The following is a 20942-nucleotide window of genomic DNA, read 5'->3' as shown; positions in this document are numbered from 1 at the left end:
ACGCGCGCGCCGTCGGCCACGAGGGAGCCCGTCGCGGGTCAGTCGAGCGGGCTGGGCCACTCGTTGGCGGGCAGCAGCTCCCGCAGTCCCGCGGAGACCCTCCTGCCGAGGACCACCTCGGCGTCGATGTTCGCGTGATCGATCTGGCGGATGAACTCCCGGCAGCGTCCGCACGGTGGCAGCACATGCAGGGCACCCTCCTCGTTGCGCCAGACGGCCACGATCTTGACGATCCGGTACTCCCGGGCCGTGACCATGGCGGCGATGGCCGCGTGCTCCGCGCAGAATCCCGTGCCGGAGCCGGTGTCGATGCACACGCCCGAGTAGAGGTTGCCCGCGTCGGTGACCAGCGTGGACGCCACATCACCGAACAGCCGGTCACCGACCGTGTGCGGATGCAGCAGGGCCTGAGCGGATTCGATGAGTTCGTCGTTGGAGGGAGTGATCACACGGCAGAAGCTAGCGGCCCGCCCGCGCCCCCGGCCACCCAATTCCCGCGCCGCGCCCGGTCGTGACGGCGGCGCTGTCGCGAGCCGCCGGGCCTCTTCCGTCGGAGCACATGCTGTACGGCCCGCCGCGGATCGAGGACCCGATGGCCGAGGACGGCCTGGCGGCTGCCCATGGCCCGGCTCGGGGACCGATATCAGCTCATCGGCGACGATGTGCTCTCTACGAACGAGACGCTGCCGCGCGAGGGCAACGGCAACGGCGTGACCAACTAGAGGAACTGGGCGCCCAGACCAGGTACGCGGGCAGGAGGTTCTTGGTCTGCTGCGCGGTGAGGGGCTGTCCGCCGAAGGCCCAAGACCTCGCTGAACGCGGTGGGGGACCGGCCGGGATCCGGTTCCCACCCGGGGACCGGATCCCGGCCGGTCCCCGCACGAGGACCGCCTTGAGCCTGCCCTCACCCGCGTCTCCCCCCGCGTCTCACCCGGTGAACGGCACCCAAGGTGCCTCCGGATCAGGCCAGTCCGGCGGGCCCCACATCTCCCAGGCTGACCGGCTACCGGAACCTCGCCCTCACGAAGACCGCGAGGTTGAGGATTTGCGCGCCGACGCTCATCATCATCTAACGTGAAACTGGAGCAGGGAAATCCGCCACGCCCCGCTTTGAGTTCGAGGAAGAGGCGACTCCATTACGCCTTGAATCCCCTCACCTTTTGTTGGTAACTGTTCAGCCTATCAACATCCCATTCCGCGATCTCCGCAATGTCTAGCGCATATTGCTCGATTGCTCGAACATTGGAATTTACTGCTTCGTGATAGATTAGCCAAAGTCCGTCACGAATGGTCTCGCGACATTTCCAGTAAACGCTTGACTCTGCGGAATCGCCATCCTCCTCGCCAGCCGCAAGCGAGAGGATAAGCCAGAGTAGTTGCTTAATCTGATCCGGTGACTGGGTGTCGACGAGTGCTGCCATGGCTACGGCGCACACTGCGGGAGCTGGAGGCTGAAGATTCGACTCGATGAAGACGTGGCCGTCGAGAGCCCTCAGGGCGACACCGTTCCCTTCGATGCCTTCCTTCAGCAAGTTCAGGATGTGGTCTGAAGGTCTTCCGCAGCCGCACGTCACGGAGGTCCACGGGTGACGCCCTATCTCCATTTGTGCCAAACTTGACATTTCCGCTCCATTGCACCCTTTTGGCGCCTTTGTGGTTGATCAGGTGTGTCGCGTGGTGTGTTCAGTCGGACCATGGGCCAGCGGGGTGTCCGGCGGTCCCGGGCCCGAAGCTAGATGGAGGATAGTCCAGTTGGCAATATTCGCATACATACTTTCCAACCGCTTCGAATCCGGTCTCGGTTGATTCGGCGACGTACGCAATGCCGAACCTTATATTAACCCAATCTCCGCCGAGGGCCTCTGCGACATTACCTTCGGCGCAGAAGCCTGCGCCACAATTTGCTACACCCGGTCCGGATGATGCGACCGCAATTTTCCCTGTTTCTGTGTGGTAACCGGCAACGTAGCTGCGACTCTGGGTTCGTGCGGTCCTATTGGTTACCGCGGCTTCCTTGGCCAACGCATTCCCGCGAGCCATTTGTCCCTCTGGTGTCCATCCAGAGGGCGCTGACTCTGTCCTCACGTAGGAAGGTCTTTTCCCGCCGGGCCCGCGCGTAGTAGGTCCGGTGGGCGCGGCATTCTTAGGGCTGCTTTTGCCGAGGATTTTGGAGCCGACGGCTCTGGCGCCCTTGGCGGCCACCTTGGCCACGGCTCCGCCGACGACCGAGGCGACGGCTCCGACGGCGGCTCCCTTGCCTACGGCGGTGGCATAGCCGCCGAGGCTGTGGTCGGCCTTTGGATCGAGGGCGTTGCCGACCGCGCCGGCGGCCGCGCCCGCGATGGCTCCGCAGGCCGCTCCCACGGCGACGGCTCCGGCTCCCGCGGTCGCCGCGCCGACGCCGACCGCGACGGCTCCGCAGGTCACCCCGACCACGACTTCGGTGACGATGGTGACGACGGTGACGTGTTTCTTCATCCAGCCCTTGGCCTTGCACCACCAGTCACAGGGCGCGGGCTTGGTCACCGTGACCGTCTTGGTCGTCGTGTACGTGACGGTGGTTGTGGTGCCTGAACTGCCTGAAGAGCTGCTTCCTGACGAGCTTCCGCTTCCGCTTCCACTTCCGCTGTCGCTTGTGTTGTTGCCGCCGCCGCCATAGTGCTGCGATGGGTTCGCGGGCCCGGTGCCACAGATGTCCGCCGGGCAGAGTCCGGTCGGGTCGCTCGTGCTGATGGGGCTGTTGCCGGCGTAGGCGTAGCCGTTCATCTGGAGCGGTTCGCTGATGTCGATGACGGGGTCCGCCGAGAGGAAGCGGCCGGCCGCCTGGTCGTATTCGCGGGCCCCGATGTGGGTGAGGCCGGTGGCCGCGTCGTCGATGCCGACGCCGAGGTAGCCGCGCTTGTTCGGCCAGGTTGACGGCTTGGGGCCGCGCACCTCTCCGTACGGTTTGAAGGCGCGTCGGGTGACGGTCTGGGTGCTGCCCAGCTCCACGGTCGTGTTGGCGGTGCCGAGCTGGTCGGCGATGAGGACGTTGAGCTTGTGGCCCGTACTGGCGCCGTTGACGGTGGTGCGGACGACGGTGGGGGCACCGGCGTGGGCGTACGCGCGGGAGGAGCGGGTGATCTTGCCGGTGGAGTCGGTGGTCAGCTCGGTCTCGCCCAGGTACAGCGTGGAACCGGTGGGCGAGTTCTCCAGGATGCGATTGCCGTCGGCGTCGTAGACGTACCGTGTTCTGACGCCGTCGTCGGTGATCGTGTCGAGCTTGTTCTCGGCGGTCCAGTCCAGAGTCTGGGTGGTGTCCGGGAGATTTCTGCCGGTGGTGTTGCCGACCGCGTCGTTGGTGTAGGAACTGGCCTGTCCCGAGGGGGTGGAGCTGATCGTGGAGAGGGTGTGCGGTTGTGTGAGGCCCTTGCCGGTGACCTGGCGGCCGTATCCGTATGTGTACGTGACGTTCTTGGCGGCGTCGGCGGTGTTGTGTTCGGTGAGGGTGGCGCGGTTGCCGAGCCAGTCGTAGGTGAAGGACTGACGGTAGGCGGTGGCGCCGGTGGAGACCGTCGTGGTGCTGGTGCCCGTGCTGGGGGCGGCGGCGGCCAGTGAGTCGGTCAGTCCCGCGTCGGGACTGGTGGTGTCCGTGACCGTGTTGGCGGCGTCGGCCACCGGGCCGCTGGAAGGGGCGCCGTCGGTGCGGTATCCCCAGGCGCTGCCGCTGGAGGAGCGGCAGCCGGTACCCGAGTTGTTGGGGGTGATGTTCGAGGTCCACGCGTGGACGAGTTCACCCAGCGCGTCATAGGTGTAGCACTGGTTGTCCCAGGTGTCGCCGGTGGCGTCGGTGAGCTTGCGGGCGTTGGAGGTGATGGTGCCCGCGGTGTTGTAGGAGTAGTAGCTGTCGGAGACCCGGTGCGTGCCCGCCGTCTCACGGTCGGTGACGGAGCGCTGGAGGCTTCCGGAGTGCTGGTCGACGAAGTTGGTCGTCCACACCCGTGACGGCTGCGATCCGCTGACGGTGCGCAGTGCCTCGCCGTAGGGGGAGTAAGTGACGTCGGACGTGTACCAGTTGAGACCCGAGGTCGACTCCGGCAGACCGTCGGCGTCGTAGCGGGTGACGACCTTCTCGCGGGCCAGGCCGCCCTTCGCCGGGAGGGTGACCGACAGGGGCTTTCCGGTGGGGGTGTAGGTGTAGGAGTACGCGTAGGTGCCGGACAGCCCGGCCGTCATCGCATGGGCGGGGATGACCGTTTCCCGGCCGGTGGGCAGGTAGTCGGTGTCGTAGCCGGTGATCCGGTTGATGTAGTCGCCGGACGCGTCGTGACGGATCGAGGCAACAGGCCGGCCGACCGCGCCGGGCAGGCTGTCGTAGGTGAATTCCTTGACCGGTGCGGCGGTGGCCGAGCCCTCGCGGACGGCGGTGGGGCGGCTCAGCTGGTCGTAGTCGGTGTAGACGCTCTTGCCACGCGCGTCGGTGGTCCTGATCTTGCGGTCGGCGTCGTCGTAACCGATGGTGGCATCACCGGTGTCGGGGTCGGTGGACTCCGTCAGCCGGCCGCGGACGTCGTAGGTGTAGGTCCAGGCGTTGCCGGCCGGGTCGGTGACCTTGGTGCGGTTGCCCCGCGCGTCGTAGGTGTAGTTCGTCGTCCGCCAGGCACCGGTGCCCTCAGGGGTGGTGTAGTGCCGGACCGACGTGATCCGCCCCATCGCGTCGGTGTAGCTCTCGGTCGCCGGGGCGGTCGAACCGGCGGGGTCGACATAGACGGAGGTGTCGCGGTACGTGGTGCCCGTGGCGTACTTGTAGGTGCCGCCGTAGTACACCGCCGACTCGACAGGCCGTTCCAGGCCGTCGTACCGCGTTCTGGTCTTGTTCGGTACCAGCGACTCGGATATACGGGCGAACAGCTTGGTTTCCGGGTCGCCCTTGGCGAGGTAGCCGCCGGTCTGCTCCTGGACCAGGCCGTGGTCGTCGTACTTGGTGTCGGTGATGATCCGGCCCGCCCCATGGGCTTCGCTCTGGGTCTGCACCGCACGCATCAGGCCGTCGTAGAGCGTGACCTGCCGTTCGTAACTCCCGTCGTCCTTGAGGGTTTTGACGGTGACAGCGGCGGGCGTGGTCTCGTCGTCCGTCGCGACGGCCGTCCGGTAGGCGAACTCGGTGTCCGGGGACTTCCCGCCGGACGAGCGGGACGGGGACCAGCCCTTGATCAGGCGCCCCAGCGCGTCGTATTCGGTACGGGTGACTCTGCCGTTGGTGTCGGTGATGGTCAGGGCGAGGGCGCGGCCCGGATCGTAGGCCGTGGTGGAGGTGTGGCCCTTGGCGTTGATGATCTTGACAGAGGTGACCGGTCCGCCGCTGTCACCCGGGGTGTAGACGGTCTCGGAGGTGCCCGTCAGCGGCGCGGTGACCTTTCTGACCCGGCCCAGCGGATCGTAGGTGCTGGTGGTCACCACGGAGTGGGATGTCCCTTCACCGTTGATGTCCGCCACCGAGGTTTCCAGACCCTTGACCGGGGCGGCGCCCCACGCCTGGCCGTCGTACGAGGTACGTACCGAGCTGAGCAGCTGCGTCTTCGCGTCGGCGGTGTCGAAGCCGGAACAGGGCGTCGCGGTGGAGCGGGTCTCCTTGGTCTTCCCGACGATCCAGTCGGCGGTGTTGTGCACGTAGGAAGACCGCATGCAGACCTGGTTGCTGACGGTCTCGCCGGTGCCATTGGGTTTGACGACCGACATCTCCAGCTGGGTGGGCAGCCCGTAGGTGTCTTCCACTGTGGTCTCGGTGCGGACCGTCTGCCAGCTGTTGGTGCCGATGGTCTGGATGGCGTCGGCGCGTGCCACCCAGGTGCGGTGGGCGAGCAGCGGGTCGAGGTCGGTGCCGTCCTCGGCCTCGCGGGCGCGGGAGGCCGTCTGCTTGGACTTCGGGAACGTCAGGGCGCGCTTGAGGACGCGTCCCTCGGAGTGCTCGTAAGTGAGGGTCTCCGCGGCCATTCCGGCGAACTGGAGTGCGTCGTCCGCGACCAGTTCCACCGCGCCCGTGGAATCCTTCACCGCGCCGCCCGTGCCCTGGAAGAAGCGCGTGACGGAGTACGAGTCCGACTTCGCATCGCCCTGCCGGGTGAGGGACTTACTCCCCTTGGCCGTCGCGACCTGCCGGTAGCCGCGCCACACGCTGTGGGTACGCAGCGACGGCCGGACGAACTCGTCGTCGCTCTTGTCCCAGGCCGGAGACGTGTACTTGTACGAGGTCACGACGGGCTTGCTGTGCGTGGTGACCTTGTCGGTCTCGACGACCGAGGCGATGACGTACTTGTTGAACCACGCCTTGGCGGGCGTCTTCTCCTCACCGTCAGGGGACCAGCGCACCGGGTAGCAGGTGGTGTTGTTCCTGCCCTTGTCGGTGGAGGGTTCGGCGGAGCAGCCGCCGGTGTACTCCACCTCGACGTCGCCGCCGTTCTCGGTGGCGACCGTACCGATGCGCGGGCGGGTGAAGCCGGGAGTCTTGTCGCCCGGACCGGACGGAACGAGGTTGGGCAGCTGACGGTCCTTCAGGCGTGCCCTCAGCGGGGATGAGGAGCCCACCGTGTAGTGGGCGAAGCTGACGCCGTCCTTGGACTGGAGGGTGCCGGTGGTGTCGCCCGGGGCGAAGCCCCTACGGGTCAGGGAGTTGAGCCACAGGCCGGGTGATGTGTCGTACCAGTCCTTGGGGAAGGACTGATGCAGTGTGTAGGTGTCGACCTTGCCCAGTCCGGTCTGGCCGGCGCGTGCGGCCTTCGTTGTCACCGTGTCCAGACGCAGCTGGGTCCAGAAGGACGGAAACGCGGGGCAGAGTTTGGAGGTCGACTTGCAGTTGAGGTTGCCGGGAGTGTCCCACCAGATCCGGTACGCGCCGGGGTCGTCGGTCTTGGCGAAGTTCCCCGCGTCGCAGGCGGACCCCGCTTCGAGACAACGCTGCTTGACCCCGAACTCGACGGTGGCCGACGGCTTGGTCAGATCGGCGGTACGCATCCCGTACTCGATGGAGACGGGATACGCGGCTCGGTCGTAGCTCTCCGGCGACGAGAACTTCTTGTTGACCGAGTAGTGGTTGGTCTCCTGCTTCCAGTTGACGACCATCGCGTTGCCATGGACGTCGACCACCTTGTCCATACCCCACTGCCACGCCTGCTGCTTGCCCGCGCCGCAGCGTGAGTCGGCGAAGGCGGGGGCGTTGCAGGGCTCCTCGGGGTGGTTGCCGTACACCGGGACGGTGGAGACGGAGCCGGTGTTGGCGTGGCCGCCGCCGACGGCGTTGAGGCCGTAGAAGTACGTCGTGCCGTCGGCGGTGGTGACCACCCAGTACTCGCCGTTGTTGTCGCCATTGGTGGCGCCGGTTTTCAACTCGACACGGGTGCCGTCGTCGTTCTGCGGACGGTAGGTGTCGGTGGCGCCCACACGGACCAGCTCGGTGGTCCTGCCGTTCAGCGACATCACGGCGTTGTAGGAGACCCAGCACAGGTCGGACGTCTTGTTCTTCGCGGCGGTGTTGTTGGGCGTCCCCGCCGTGAGGGTCTTGGCGTCGTCCTTGCAGGAGCGGTAGCGCCGCTCGATATGGCCGGGCTCGTAGTTCCACCCCTCGCCGATCCATGACGCCTGCGGCGAGGAGACGGCCGTCCTGCCGTCCACCTCCTGCGAGTTGTAGTCGAAGGAGATGTTGGGGGACGGTCCGGCCGGAGCCGGGGGAACGGTGAGCGGGTAGGACCAGGTGAAGGCGCCGGAAGACCCACCGGCCGCCCAGGTGCCGCTGGCTGCCAGCGGGGTCGCCTTGAACGAACCGCCTTTGCCCTCACCGGAGTCGGTGACGCCGAGGACCGCCGCGCCGCCTCCGGCCGCCGCGGCCACGCGGTTGCCGTAGCCGGCCCGCACGACGGCCGAGTCCGCGCCGTTCGCCGACGGGGCGGAGGCGGAGGCGGGGGTGGCCGTGCCGTCCGCGGCAGCCGGGGCCACCGTCGCGGTGACCGTCCCGGTGCCGGTGTCGTTGACCGTCTCCAGTTCCTCGTACGCCTGGCATTCCTCAAGACCGGGCGTGGTCAGGTAGCACTCCGGGAACTGGACAAAACGCAGCCGCGAGGCCCAGTCGGCGCCGTAGAGGTTCTTGAATTTCTTGTAGTCGAACTTCACCGACACGGGCACTGCCCCAGTGGGCGGAGCCTGCACGGTGACCACGGCGCCGTCCACGCCCTGCGCCACTGTCTCCGGCCGCCCGTCGACGGTGACCTGCCAGACACCGGTCGGCGCCGGCTGCCCCGGGGCCTGCCCCAGACTCACCGGCAGGTTCTCGACCGGAGTGGTGGCCGCCCGTACGGCACCGCCCGTACGCGCGGACGCCGGTGTCATGCCCGAATCGAAGTCGACCACGCCGGTGTCGGCGAGCGGGACGGTGGTCGTGCCCGCTGGAGCCTGGCTGAGATCCGTCGGCGTTTCGGTCTTCAGACTGTCGAGGTTCTTGTTGACGGTCTTGCCCGACACAGGCTGGTCCTGGTCGAGCTTCTCCAGGACGAGTTCCTCGCGCCCGACCTTGCCGGGGTCGGGAGGGATGGCCAGGGCCTGCGTGGGCAACAGCGTGACCAGCAGGGCGAGGCCCAGGGCGGGCACGACGGTGTGGCGGACACGGCGTCGGCGACGGCGAGTTTCAGACAGACGAGACACGCCAGGATCCCCCCGGACCATTCGGCGCGGAACCAGGGCGGGGCCGCACGGGACGTCATACAAGAACGCGCTGATTCTGTGGGGGGCTTGTGAGGAAAGGCCAGAGGAAATATGACCAAGTGATCATGGTCACGCCGCGTAGCGGGTCAATTGCGCACTCGCTTCGGGAAAATGTTGTGTATGCGGCGAGGTGGTGTGATTGTGCGGCTCACGGAAGTAGTGCACCCAAAGGGTCGGTTGATCGTTTCAGGGGGCAATTCGCCTCGCCAGACGGGTGAATTGGGATACTTTCCGTCATCCCGTCAGGGACTGAAACCCCGCTACGAGGCCGACGGGAGCGAGGGCGTCCCCACCGGCACCGCCGTGCGCCGGAGTTCTCCGGGGCTTTCGCAGGGTGACGACCGGCTACGTATGGGTCATGATCTGCTCGCTCGTCCCGTGTGCTGAGGCCCGCGCGGCGGGCTTCGTCTCTCCGGTCGGCGATTCGCCGTGTGCCGGGGCCGAGGGGGAGGGGTCTCACTCATGTCACCACGCGGGAATCACCTGCCGGTCCGGCGCGCCATCGCCATCGCGTGCGCGGCGGCCGTCGCCGCGACCGGACTGACCTACGCGGGGATACGGCTCGCCGATCCCGAGCCGGGTGTCACGTCACCGGCGCGGTCGGCGGCTTCCGCGGTGACGGAGTCCGAGGCCATCACCCGCGCGGCGAAGACCGGCAAGGCGGTGGAGGCCACATCGCTCCGTACGCCCGACTCCACCACCTGGGCACGCCCCGACGGCCTGATGTCCCGTCAGATCCATGTCTCACCGATCCGCGCCAAGGTGGACGGGGAGTGGAAGCCCATCGACCGGTCACTGCACCGCACCGACCGGGGCTGGGAGCCCAGAGCCACCAACACCGGCATGGTGTTCTCCGCCGGGTCGACGGGCAACGGACAACGTGAGGAGCGCGCGTCGCGCACCACGGTGCGCCGTGTCTCGCTCCTCCAGAACGAGGCCGCGGACGAGGCCGGCAGTCCGCTGGCCACCCTGCACTCGGATGGCCATGACATCCAGCTCACGTGGCCCGGCCCGATCCCGCAGCCGATCATCGACACCAACCGGGCGCTGTACCCCGAGATCATCCCCGGCGCGGACCTGGTGCTCACCGCGGACGACGACGGATTCGCGCAGCTCCTGGTGGTGAAGAACCGCGCCGCCGCCGCCGATCCCCGCATCGCCCAGCTCTCCTACGGCCTGACCTCGCCGACCCTCACCTTCCGGCTGGACCCCGCGTCCGACATCGTCAGCGCCGAGGACACCCACGGCGACGACGTGGCGATGTCCCCGTCCCCGGTGATGTGGGACAACGCGGGTGCCCCGGCGGTCACCGACGGCGAGGTCGGCGCCACCGCGCAGCCCACCGCGCCCGAGGAACTGCCCTCGGAGACCGCGGTTCCCGACGAGTCGCCCTCGGCCCCGCCGAGCGCCGATCCCGATACCGAGACCGACGAGCAGAGCGACCCGTACGGCGAGGTGCTGCCGTCCGCGAGCGACGAATCCGTTCCGCCCGTTCCGGAGTCGCCGCTGCCCTCGGCACCGGCCGAGCCGACTCCCGCACCCTCGCAGTCCGGGTCCGCCGCCACCCTGTCGCTGCCGGGGCTCGACGGGCCGTCCCCCGACTCCCACGGCGCGCTGGTCGATGCCGATCTCTCCGGTGCCAACTGGGTCATCACCCCGGACGCCGACCTGCTGTCCGACCCCTCCACCGTCTTCCCGGTCTTCATCGACCCCTCGGTCAAGAAGCACACCCAGAACTGGACCACCGTCTACAACCGCCACCCCAAGGCCACCTTCTACAACGGCAAGGGCTTCAACAAGGGCGGCACCCACGAGGCGCGGGTCGGCTTCGAGTCCGACACCTGGGGCACCTCGCGGTCCTACTTCAACATCGACTTCGACGGTTCCCTGAAGGGCGCGGTCATCACCAAGGCCCAGCTGCGCGTGCTGGAGACCTACTCCTGGTCCTGCAGCGACCGTGCCATGAGCGTGCACCTCACCGGCGACATCGACTCCAGGACAAACTGGAAGAACGCTCCCAGGCTCCACGACGGCAACAAGATCACCACGAGGAGCTTCGCACACGGCTACAAGAGCGGCTGCCGCGACGCGTACGAGACCTTCGACGTCAAGAAGGCCGCTCAGAAAGCGGCGGACAAGGGCGTGGACACCATCACCTTCGGCATGCGCGCCGTGAACGAGGGCTCCCAGTACTCGTGGAAGAAGTTCGCCGCCAACGGAGAGAACGCACCCGTGCTCGAACTCCACTACAACCGCCGCCCCGGCGCGCCCACTTCCCTCGATCTCGGCCCCGAGGCCAAGTGCACCACCACCGAGCCGTACGTCCGGATGGGCGCCGGGGAGATCACGTTCACCGCCTCGGCCACCGACAAGGACAAGAACCTCGACTACCTCGACTTCGACCTGTGGCCGACCGGCAAGTGGGACACTACCGGTGACCTGCTCAAGACCACCGGCAAGAAGTCCGTGGGCGGGAACCGCGACAGCGCCCGCGTCACCACCAGCGCCTTCTCCACCAGCAAGCTCACCAACAACACGGTGTACTCCTGGCGCGTGAGGTCCTTCGACGACGCGGGCTCCTCCTCCGGATATTCCCCGAAGAACACCCCCTGCCGATTCGTCCTCGACACCGCCGCCCCGCGGCCGCCCGAGATCTCCTCCACCGACTTCCCCAACGCCGACGACAACGAGAACGGCTTCAGCACCCAGACCGAGGACGCCATCTGGAGCAAGAAGAAGTTCGGCACCCCCGGTTCCTTCACCGTCCGTGCCCTGAACAAGGACGTCGTACGCTACGAGTACGGCTTCAACTCTCCCAGTTACCCCTTCTCCCTGTCCCGCACCGCGGGCGCGGAGACCACCGTCAGCGCGACGATCTCGAACGCCAAACCACCCACGGCTGGCCCCAACGTGCTCTACGTACGCACCGTGGACGGCGCAGGCAACGCCTCCGACCCGACCAAGTACTTCTTCTACGTCAGCCCACGCGACCAGGCCGACGCCCCGGGTGACTTCACCGGCGACGGGATGCCCGACCTCTTCGCCGTCACCGAGGGCGGCAATCTCTCCCTCTATCCCTCGCAGGCGACCAAGGATCTCAGCGAGGGCAGTGGTGACCTGGACCTCGCCATGTCCGGCGCCTACCGCGACAACCCCGACAAGGATCCCAACGGCGACGACCTGCCCCCCTATGTCGGCGCCCCTTCAGGTCACTTCGACGACGCGCTGATCACCCATAACGGGGACATCTACGGCGGCGACGGCCTCCAGGACCTCGTCGTACGCGTCGACGACAAGCTGTGGGTCTACCCCGGTGACGGCTACGGCGCCGTGAATGTGGCCAAGCGCCGCGAGATCCTGCTCCCGGCCGATGCCCCGACGCCCAGCAGCTTCAGCCAGATCCTGTCCGCGGGCGACGCGACCGGAGACGGCAAAGCCGACTTCTTCGTCACCGTCGGCGACGCCCTGTGGGTTCTGACCGGTTACAACGGCGCGATCATCGAACAGGCCACGCGGCTGTCCGCCACCTCCTGGACCGACCGGGACATCGTGACGGCCCTGGACATCTCCGGCGACGGTGTCACCGATCTGCTCTACCGAACCGATGGGACCGGACGGCTGCTGCTCCGTACGGGGATCAAGGCGGCTTCCGGCGGCGTCGACTTCGACTCTCTCGCCGCGGCCGCGAATTCGGCGGGCGGAGCCGACACCGAGTACGGAGCGTCCGGCTGGTCGAGCACGGCCATCCCGCACATCCTGGGCACCCCCGACACCAACGGCGACTCCATCCCCGACATCTGGACCGTGCCCGCCAACGGCTCCGTACGCCTCTACCTCGGCAGCAGGACCGTACTCACCGGCAATGGCAGCGAGATCATCGGCTCGTACTCCTGGTGGAAGACCCGGCAGACCATCGGCTGACGCTTCATGCGGACTTCGCAGCAGTCCGTGCCGCCCTGTGCGGCATCGCTGGGCTTCCTGTGGGGGAGGAGACTCACGTTGCCACGGGGACACGTGGCAGGCCGGCGCGACCGGCCGACGCGAGCGAACACCGAGGTGAGACATGCGGTTCAGTACCCGACCGACGCTCCAGGGAACCTTCGGCATGGTTTCCTCCACCCACTGGCTGGCCTCGCAGTCCGCGATGGCCGTCCTGGAGGACGGCGGCAACGCCTATGACGCGGCCGTCGCCGCCGGCTTCGTCCTGCATGTCGTCGAACCCCATCTCAACGGTCCCGCCGGTGAGGTGCCGATCATTCTCGCGCCCGCCGGCGGTGAGGTACGGGTCCTCTGTGGCCAGGGTCCCGCGCCCGCGGGTGCGACCATCGGACACTACCGCTCGCTCGGCCTCGAACTCGTCCCCGGCACCGGACCGCTGGCCGCCGCCGTACCCGGTGCCTTCGACGCCTGGATGCTGCTGCTGCGCGACCACGGCACCAAGTCCCTGGCCCAGGTGCTGCGTTACGCCATCGGCTACGCGGAGGACGGCCACGCCCCCGTCGAACGGGTCGGCGAGACCGTCGAGAGCGTCCGCGAACTCTTCGAGACGGAGTGGACCTCGTCCCTGGACATCTACCTCCCCGGCGGCAAGGCACCCGCGCCCGGTGAGCTGTTCCGCAACCCCGCGCTCGCCGCGACCTGGCGCCGGCTGATCGCGGAGGCCGAGGAGGCCGGCGCGGACCGGGTGGCCCAGATCGAGGCCGCCAGAGCGGTCTGGCGTACGGGCTTCATCGCCGAGGCCCTGGTCGCGCACTCCGCCCGCCCCACCATGGACACCAGCGGCGCCCGCCACACCGGCACCCTCACCGCCGCCGATCTGGCGGGCTGGTCCGCGACGTACGAGGAGCCCGTCACCTACGAGTGGGACGGCTGGACCCTGTGCAAGGCGGGCGGCTGGAGCCAGGGCCCCGCGCTCCTCCAGCAGCTCGCCCTGCTGCCCTCCCGCGCGGCCGAACTGCCCCGGTACGGGTCGGCGGAGTACGTCCATCTCCTCATCGAGGGCTGCAAGCTCGCCATGGCGGACCGGGAGGCCTGGTACGGAGACGCCGGTGCCGAGGGCGAGGGCACCCCGCTCGCCGCGCTGCTCTCGGAGCCGTACAACACCGCGCGCCGCGCCCTCATCGGTGAGCGCGCCTGCTACGAGCTGCGCCCCGGCAGCCCCGGGGGACGCGCGCCCGCGCTCAGCGGCCACGCCACCGCCGTCGCCGCGGGCGAGCCCGGCTTCGACCCGCTCGGGCTCCCCGGCGCCGGGGAGCCGACCGTGGCCAGGGACGGTGCCACCCGGGGCGACACCTGTCACCTCGATATCGTCGACCGCTGGGGCAACATGATCGCCGCCACCCCCAGCGGCGGCTGGCTCCAGTCCAACCCGGTCGTGCCCGAGCTGGGATTCCCGCTCGGTACGCGGCTCCAGATGGCCTGGCTGGACCCCGGTCTGCCGAATTCCCTGACGCCGGGCCGCAGGCCCCGTACCACCCTCACCCCGTCCCTCGCGCTGCGCGACGGCGTACCGGTGCTGGCCTTCGGCACGCCGGGCGGCGACCAGCAGGACCAGTGGCAGCTGCACTTCTTCCTGGCACTCGCCCTGCGCCCGCCCGTACGCGGCGGACTCGATCTCCAGGGCGCCATCGACGCGCCCAACTGGCACAACGACAGCTTCCCCGGCTCGTTCTACCCGCGCGGCATGCGGCCGGGCAGCGTGACCGTGGAGTCCCGGATGGACCCGGAGGTCATCGAGGAACTGCGCCGCAGGGGCCATGAGGTGACCGTCGGCGATCCATGGTCGGAGGGGCGGCTCTGCGCGGTCGCCAGAGACCCGGAGACCGGCATCCTCTCGGCCGCGGCCAACCCCCGTGGCATGCAGGGGTACGCCGTGGGCCGCTGACCGCCCGCGCCTCCGGAGCCGACCGGCCATGCATTCGGACTCTCCTGTCCGCCGACCTTCCGCCGACCTTCCGCCGACTGTCCGCCGACTGCCCGCCGACCTTCCGCCGTCCCGTCATATGACCTGGCAGGCGGCCGGTCACCCGGGCGTGGTTGGCTGGGGGCATGATCGATGACTCTGTGTACGGAACGGTTCCCCTCCCGGGGGCGGCCCCCGGCCCCCGCGTGTCCGCCGTCGAGGAGGCGCTGCGCGCGGCCGCCGCCACGGAGATCATGCCGCGCTTCCGGCAGCTCGCCGCGCACGAGATCGTCGAGAAGCACGGCCCGCACGATCTGGTGACGGTCGCGGACCGGGGCGCGGAGGAATATCTCACCGCCGCCCTCACCGCGCTGCTCCCGGGCTCCGTCGTGGTCGGTGAGGAGGCGGTGCACGCGGATCCCTCGGTGTACGACGCGCTGCGCGGTGACGCGCCCGTATGGATCGTCGACCCGGTCGACGGCACCCGCCCGTTCGTCCGCGGCGAGCGGGGCTTCTGCACGCTCGTCGCCCTCGCGCAGGGCGGCGAGGTGCTGGCGTCCTGGACATACGCGGCGGCGCTCGACGAGATGGCGATCGCCGTACGCGGCCGGGGCGCCACGCTCGACGGTGTCCCGCTGCACTCCGGATCGCCCGCGCCCGGCGCGGTGCTCCAGGTCGCGATGTCCCACCCCGACTACACCACCGACGAGCAGAAGCACGCCCTGCTGGGGCTGCGCACCGAGGGCGTCGAAGCCCGACCGTGCGGCTCCGCCGGGCTCGAATACCTGGGCGTGGCGCGGGGCGCGCTGGACGCGGTGGCCTTCAACTGGGAGCTGGCGTGGGACCACGCGGCGGGCCTTCTGCTGGTCGAGGAGGCGGGCGGCGCCCAGCTGACGCTCACGGGCGAGCCGTTCCGTATCACCGGCGACAACGCGCTGCCCTTCACGGCGGCCAGGGACACGGCGACCGCCGAGCGGGTGCGGGAGCGGCTGCTCGCCGGCGGCTGAGCGTCGAGAAAAGGTCCCGCACTCCGTATCCGTACGCCGTCAGGCGCCGTCCTCCAGCACCGCCCGTACGTCCCGCACCAGTGCGTCCGCCACCTCCAGCGCCGCCGCGTCCAGCCCCCGCAGCGCCGTCGCGACCCGGCGCGCGAAGTCCGGCGGGGTGTCCGGCAGCGCGGCGGCCGTCGCGAGCGCGCCCTTTTCGTTGAGACACCAGATCCGGTGGTGGGCGAGGAGGGCCTGTACGAGGATTCCGAAGGCCCGGGACAGACAGAGCGACACATACAGCGCGTCGCCCCCAGCCCCGGTCTCGGTTCCGGTCCCGGACCCGGCCTCGCCGGGGGCGGGGCCGCTCGGCGCGGTGCCCGCGGCCTTGCGGGCCGCCGCCACCGAGAAGTCCGCCTCCCAGACGGCCCCCGCGAGCGCGATCCGCAGCGGCTCCGGATAGCCGCGCGTCGCCGCCCGCAGCGCAGTCAACTCGCCGTCCGTGTCCGCCAGTACACGGCAGAGCGCGACCTCCCCGGCGTACGCGGGTGACCAGAAGCCCAGCGGATGGCCCGGCTGTGTGCCGATCTCGAACCGGCCCTCCCGGCACTCCGCCCAGACCCGTTCCACCCGGTCCAGGTCCCGCAGGATCCAGTCCACCGCGACCCCGTCGACGGAGAGCCAGGCACCACCGTTCACCCAGGGCCCCCAGCCGCCGGGGCCCGCGACCTCCACCGGGGAGCCGGTCATCTCGGTGGCCAGCGCCGCCAGCGCGGCGACATCGGGCTCGCCGCGGTAGTAGACGCCCAGGTCCCAGTCGGATTCGGGGCGGTGCGTGCCCCTGGCACGGCTACCGCCGAGGGCCACGGCGCGTACGCCTCGTACGGTCATCAGGCGCGTCGCCATCGCTTCGATCGTCGTGTTCATCGTCGCGGACAGTACCCGGGTTCGGGCTGTCAGTGCCCGGGAATATCCTGGGGCTCCTTGCCATCGGCTGACTAAGGAGTCCGAAGGTGACCTCGATGCTCGATGCCGTCGTCGTGGGGGCGGGACCCAATGGGCTGACCGCCGCGGTCGAGCTGGCCAGGCGTGGATTCTCCGTGGCCATGTTCGAGGCCAAGGACACCGTGGGGGGCGGCGCCAGGACGGAAGAGCTGACGCTCCCCGGGTTCCGCCACGACCCCTGTTCCGCCGTCCATCCGCTGGGTGCGGGATCGCCCGTCTTCAAGACGATGCCGCTCGCGCGGTACGGCCTTGAGTGGCTCCATCCCGAGCTGCCCATGGCGCACCCCTTCGACGACGGGACGGCGGCCGTGCTCTCCCGCTCCGTCGCCGAGACAGCCATGTCGTTCGGGCCGCGCGACGCGGGGGCGTACCGCCGGCTCGTCGCCCCGTTCCTCGGCAAATGGGACAGCCTCGCGCAGGACTTCATGTCGCTGCCGCTGACCGCGCTGCCGCGCGATCCGATCACCCTGGCGCGGTTCGGGCTCACCGGACTGCCGCCCTCCACATGGCTGACCCGCCGGTTCCGCGACGAGAAGGCGAAGGCCCTGTTCGCCGGACTCGTCGCCCATGTCATCGCCCCGCTGAACGGGATCGCGACCGGCGCCGTCGGTCTGGTCTTCGCGCTCGCCGCGCACGCCGGCGGCTGGCCGATGCCGCGCGGCGGCTCCCAGTCGATCGCGGACGCGCTCACCGCGTACCTCCATGACCTGGGAGGCACGGTCCACACCGGATACGAGGTCAAGCGGCTGGACGAGCTGCCGCCCGCCCGCGCGTATGTCTTCGACACCTCACCCACCGCCCTGGCCAGGATCGCCGGTCTCGGCAGGGCCTACGACGGGTACCGGTACGGGGCGAGCGTCTTCAAGATCGACTACGCGCTGGACGGCCCCGTGCCCTGGACGGCCGAGGAGCCAGGACGGGCCGGCACGGTCCAGATCGGACCCACCAGCGGGGAGATCGGCACCGCGCTGCGCCAGGCCGCGGGCGGACAGGCGCCGCCGACGCCGTTCCTGATCACCGCGCAGCCCAGCCTTGTCGACCCGTCCCGCGCGCCCGACGGCAAGCATGTCTTCTGGGCGTACGGCCATGTCCCGAACGGCTGGCGGGGCGATCTCACGGACGCGGTCGAACGGCAGATAGAACGCTTCGCGCCCGGCTTCCGCGACCGCGTCCTGGCCCGTGCGACCGCCGGCCCGCCCCAACTGGCCGCCCGTAACGCCAACTACGTGGGCGGGGACATCGCGTGCGGCGCCGCCTCCGGGCTCCAACTGCTGCTGCGCCCGAAGATCTCCCTGTTCCCGTACGCCACCCCGCGTCCCGCGGTCTTCCTCTGCTCCTCCGCGACCCCGCCGGGGCCCGGGGTGCACGGGATGTCCGGGCACAACGCGGCCAAGGCGGTGTGGCGCATGCTGCGCGCCGCCTGAGCGGACCCCGGGCGGCCGGACCCCGCCGCGCCCCCGCGCGCCCGAGCCGCCGCATGACCCGTCGCACGATCCGCCCCGTCGCACGATCCGCCCCGCCCGAGCCGCCGCATGATCCGCCCCCTTGGTCGCCGATGAGCAGGGCCCGTGCCGGGCCCGAGGAGGTCATACGTGACGAAGCTGACTCTCGTCCTCGGAGACATCTCGTACCAGCGCGCCGACGCGCTCGTCAACGCCGCGAACTCCGGACTGCTCGGCGGCTCGGGTGTCGACGGCGCGCTCCACGCCCGCGCCGGGCAGGCTCTCACGAACGCGTGCAGTGAGCTGCGCGAATCCAAGTACGGCCGCGGGGTGGCCACCGGTCAGTCCGTCGCCACCACGGCGGGCCACCTCCAGGCCCGCTGGGTGATCCACACCGTAGGGCCGCACTGGGTACGGTACGACGACCGGTCGAGCCTGCTCGCCTCCTGCTACCGCACCTCGCTGGAGGTCGCGGCCGAGCTGGGCGCGCGCACGATCGCGCTGCCCGCGGTGTCCGCCGGCACCCACCGGTGGCCGCTGGACGACGCCGCGCGGATCGCCGTACGTACCGTCCGGGAGACCTTGGCGGCCTGGGAGACCACCGAAACCACCGGGGCTTCGGAGAGACGGGCCGGGGAAGGCATCGCCGGACGGCGGCCCTTCGAGGAAGTGCGGTTCGTACTCTTCGAACAGCGGGTGTACAGGGCGTTCGAGACGGCGTTGGCCATCCCGTACGGCTGAGTCGTCCGAAGGTTGATGTCGGATTCCTGCCAGCCGGGAGCCCTCGTGTCACGGATGCTGGAGCCATGTACACCGATAGCGAGCGCTGTGTGCGGGCCGTCCGGTCCAAGGACGCGCGGTTCGACGGCTGGTTCTTCACCGCGGTCCTGACCACGGGGATCTACTGCCGGCCCAGCTGTCCCGTCGTGCCGCCCAAGGCCGAGAACATGACCTTCTACCCCAGCGCCGCCGCCTGCCAGCAGGCCGGGTTCCGCGCCTGCAAACGGTGCCGGCCCGACACCAGCCCCGGATCCCCCGAGTGGAACGCCCGCGCCGACACCGTCGCCCGCGCCGTACGGCTCATCCAGGACGGCGTGGTCGACCGGGAAGGCGTCCCCGGGCTGGCCGGCCGGCTCGGCTACTCGGCACGCCAGATCGAGCGGCAGCTCCTCGCCGAACTGGGCGCGGGGCCGCTCGCCCTGGCCCGCGCCCAGCGCGCGCAGACCGCCCGGCTGCTGATCGAGACGACCGGCCTCCCCATGGCGGACGTCGCCTTCGCGGCCGGCTTCTCGTCGATCCGGGCCTTCAACGACACCGTCCGCGAGGTCTTCGCGCTGTCACCGAGCGAGCTGCGCGCACGTGGCGAACGCGGTGCACGTGGCGAACGCGGTACGCGCGGTACGCGCGGTACGGAGCCGGCGACCACCCCCGGGGTGATCTCGCTGCGGCTGCCGTTCCGGGCGCCACTCACCCCCGACAACCTCTTCGGACATCTCGCCGCGACCGCGGTTCCGGGCGTCGAGGAGTGGCGGGACGGCGCGTACCGCCGCACGCTCTCCCTCCCGTACGGACACGGCATCGTCGCCCTCTCCCCGCGCCCCGACCACATCGCGTGCCGGCTCTCGCTCACCGATCCGCGCGATCTCACGCTCGCCATCAGCAGCTGCCGCCGGATGCTCGACCTGGACGCCGACCCGGTGGCCGTGGACGAACAGCTGCGCGCCGACCCGCGATTGACCCCGCTGGTCGACAAGGCACCGGGGCGGCGCGTGCCCCGTACCGTGGACGCCGCCGAGTTCGCCGTGCGCGCCGTGCTCGGCCAGCAGGTCTCCACCGCCGCGGCCCGCACCCACGCGGCCCGGCTGGTCACGGCGCACGGCGAGCCGGTCGACGACCCCGAGGGCGGGCTCACCCATCTCTTCCCGGCCCCCGAGGCCCTGGCCGGGCTCGACCCGGAGGCCCTGGCCCTGCCGCGCAGCAGACGCACCACCCTGACCACGCTGGTCGCGGCCCTCGCCGACGGCTCGCTCAGGCTCGGCCCCGACAGCGACTGGGACCTGGCACGGGAACAGCTCATCGCCCTGCCCGGGTTCGGGCCGTGGACGGTCGAGGTGATCGCCATGCGCGCGCTCGGCGACCCCGACGCGTTCCTGCCGACCGATCTCGGTATGCGCCGGGCCGCCGCGGGCCTCGGCCTGCCGTCCACACCCGCCGCGCTCACCGCACGCGCCGCCGCGTGGCGGCCCTGGCGGGCGTATGCCGTGCAGTATCTATGGGCCACCGAGGACCACGCCATCAACCACCTTCCCGGGTAAGGAAGTTCGTCATGACAGCGGAACATGGGCAGCACATCGTCCACACGGTGATCGACAGCCCCTACGGACCACTGACCCTGGTCGCCACCGACGGCGCGCTGAGCGGCCTGTACATGGTCGGGCAGCGGCACCGCCCGCCGGAGGAGACCTTCGGGGAGCCGGACCCGAGCCCCTTCGCCGAGGTGGTGCGTCAGCTCGGCGCGTACTTCGACGGTGAGCTGACGGAGTTCGATCTGCCCCTGCGGCTGAACGGCACCCCGTTCCAGCGCGCGGTCTGGGGCGGGCTCCAGCGGATTCCGTACGGCGAGACACGTTCGTACGGCGAACTGGCCGAGTCCCTGGGCAAGCCGGGCGCCTCGCGCGCGGTGGGGCTGGCCAACGGCAAGAACCCCATCGGCATCATCGTGCCCTGCCACCGGGTGATCGGCTCGACCGGCGGACTCACCGGCTACGGTGGCGGGCTCGACCGCAAGCAGCGGCTGCTGGTCTTCGAAGGAGCGGCGGCCGAGGCCCCCGCCACCGCCACGCTCTTCTGATCACCGGCCGTGCTTCTGATCACCGA

General features: G+C 69.8%; 11 protein-coding genes. 7 read left to right on the top strand and 4 right to left on the bottom strand.

Going from position 1 to position 20942, the window contains the following annotated elements; genetic code table 11:
- Positions 1-38: 38 nt before the first annotated feature.
- The 3 genes from AB0M67_RS01495 to AB0M67_RS01485 form a co-directional block, all read right to left on the bottom strand.
- Positions 39-449, bottom strand: a complete 411-nt coding sequence (locus AB0M67_RS01495; protein WP_365741377.1) for a hypothetical protein — start codon at positions 447-449, stop codon at positions 39-41.
- A gap of 687 nt (positions 450-1136) precedes the next feature.
- Entirely contained in the window at positions 1137-1622 is a 486-nt protein-coding gene (locus tag AB0M67_RS01490) for a hypothetical protein (RefSeq protein ID WP_365741376.1), read from the bottom strand.
- A gap of 61 nt (positions 1623-1683) precedes the next feature.
- Entirely contained in the window at positions 1684-8670 is a 6987-nt protein-coding gene (locus tag AB0M67_RS01485; protein ID WP_365741373.1) for an RHS repeat-associated core domain-containing protein, read from the bottom strand.
- A gap of 522 nt (positions 8671-9192) precedes the next feature.
- On the opposite strand from AB0M67_RS01485, the gene AB0M67_RS01480 reads away from it, so the two are divergent.
- The 3 genes from AB0M67_RS01480 to AB0M67_RS01470 all read left to right on the top strand — a co-directional run bounded on the left by AB0M67_RS01480 (position 9193) and on the right by AB0M67_RS01470 (position 15639).
- Complete coding sequence (locus tag AB0M67_RS01480; protein ID WP_365741370.1) at positions 9193-12651, top strand: DNRLRE domain-containing protein; 3459 nt, start codon at positions 9193-9195, stop codon at positions 12649-12651.
- 142 nt (positions 12652-12793) lie between these two features.
- Positions 12794-14614, top strand: coding sequence for a gamma-glutamyltransferase (locus tag AB0M67_RS01475; RefSeq protein ID WP_365741368.1), 1821 nt, complete (start codon positions 12794-12796; stop codon positions 14612-14614).
- Positions 14615-14778: 164 nt separating this feature from the next.
- Positions 14779-15639: an inositol monophosphatase family protein gene (locus AB0M67_RS01470; RefSeq protein ID WP_365741366.1), complete on the top strand. Its 861-nt coding sequence runs from the start codon at positions 14779-14781 to the stop codon at positions 15637-15639.
- 39 nt (positions 15640-15678) lie between these two features.
- On the opposite strand, the gene AB0M67_RS01465 is transcribed toward AB0M67_RS01470, so the two are convergent.
- A complete protein-coding gene (locus AB0M67_RS01465) occupies positions 15679-16545 on the bottom strand; it encodes a nucleotidyltransferase domain-containing protein (protein ID WP_365741364.1) in 867 nt (288 codons plus the stop codon).
- Between the two features lie 86 nt (positions 16546-16631).
- On the opposite strand from AB0M67_RS01465, the gene AB0M67_RS01460 reads away from it, so the two are divergent.
- The 4 genes from AB0M67_RS01460 to AB0M67_RS01445 all read left to right on the top strand — a co-directional run bounded on the left by AB0M67_RS01460 (position 16632) and on the right by AB0M67_RS01445 (position 20916).
- The gene (locus AB0M67_RS01460) at positions 16632-18047 is read left to right on the top strand and encodes an NAD(P)/FAD-dependent oxidoreductase (RefSeq protein ID WP_365741361.1); all 1416 of its coding nucleotides are present in this window, start codon (positions 16632-16634) and stop codon (positions 18045-18047) included.
- Positions 18048-18215: 168 nt separating this feature from the next.
- On the top strand, positions 18216-18806 hold the full coding sequence (locus AB0M67_RS01455; RefSeq protein WP_365741358.1) for an O-acetyl-ADP-ribose deacetylase: 591 nt from the start codon (positions 18216-18218) through the stop codon (positions 18804-18806).
- A 65-nt stretch (positions 18807-18871) separates the two neighbouring features.
- Positions 18872-20380 (top strand): AlkA N-terminal domain-containing protein, encoded by a 1509-nt coding sequence (locus AB0M67_RS01450; RefSeq protein WP_365741356.1) that lies wholly within the window; start codon positions 18872-18874, stop codon positions 20378-20380.
- Positions 20381-20391: 11 nt separating this feature from the next.
- On the top strand, positions 20392-20916 hold the full coding sequence (locus tag AB0M67_RS01445; RefSeq protein WP_365741354.1) for a methylated-DNA--[protein]-cysteine S-methyltransferase: 525 nt from the start codon (positions 20392-20394) through the stop codon (positions 20914-20916).
- Positions 20917-20942: the final 26 nt, after the last annotated feature.

It is taken from the genome of Streptomyces sp. NPDC051662 (genome assembly GCF_040681655.1).
In the GTDB taxonomy this organism is placed as follows: Bacteria; Actinomycetota; Actinomycetes; order Streptomycetales; family Streptomycetaceae; genus Streptomyces.
Note: the sequence above shows the minus strand (reverse complement) of the source record. Positions and strands in the feature narration are given on the sequence as shown.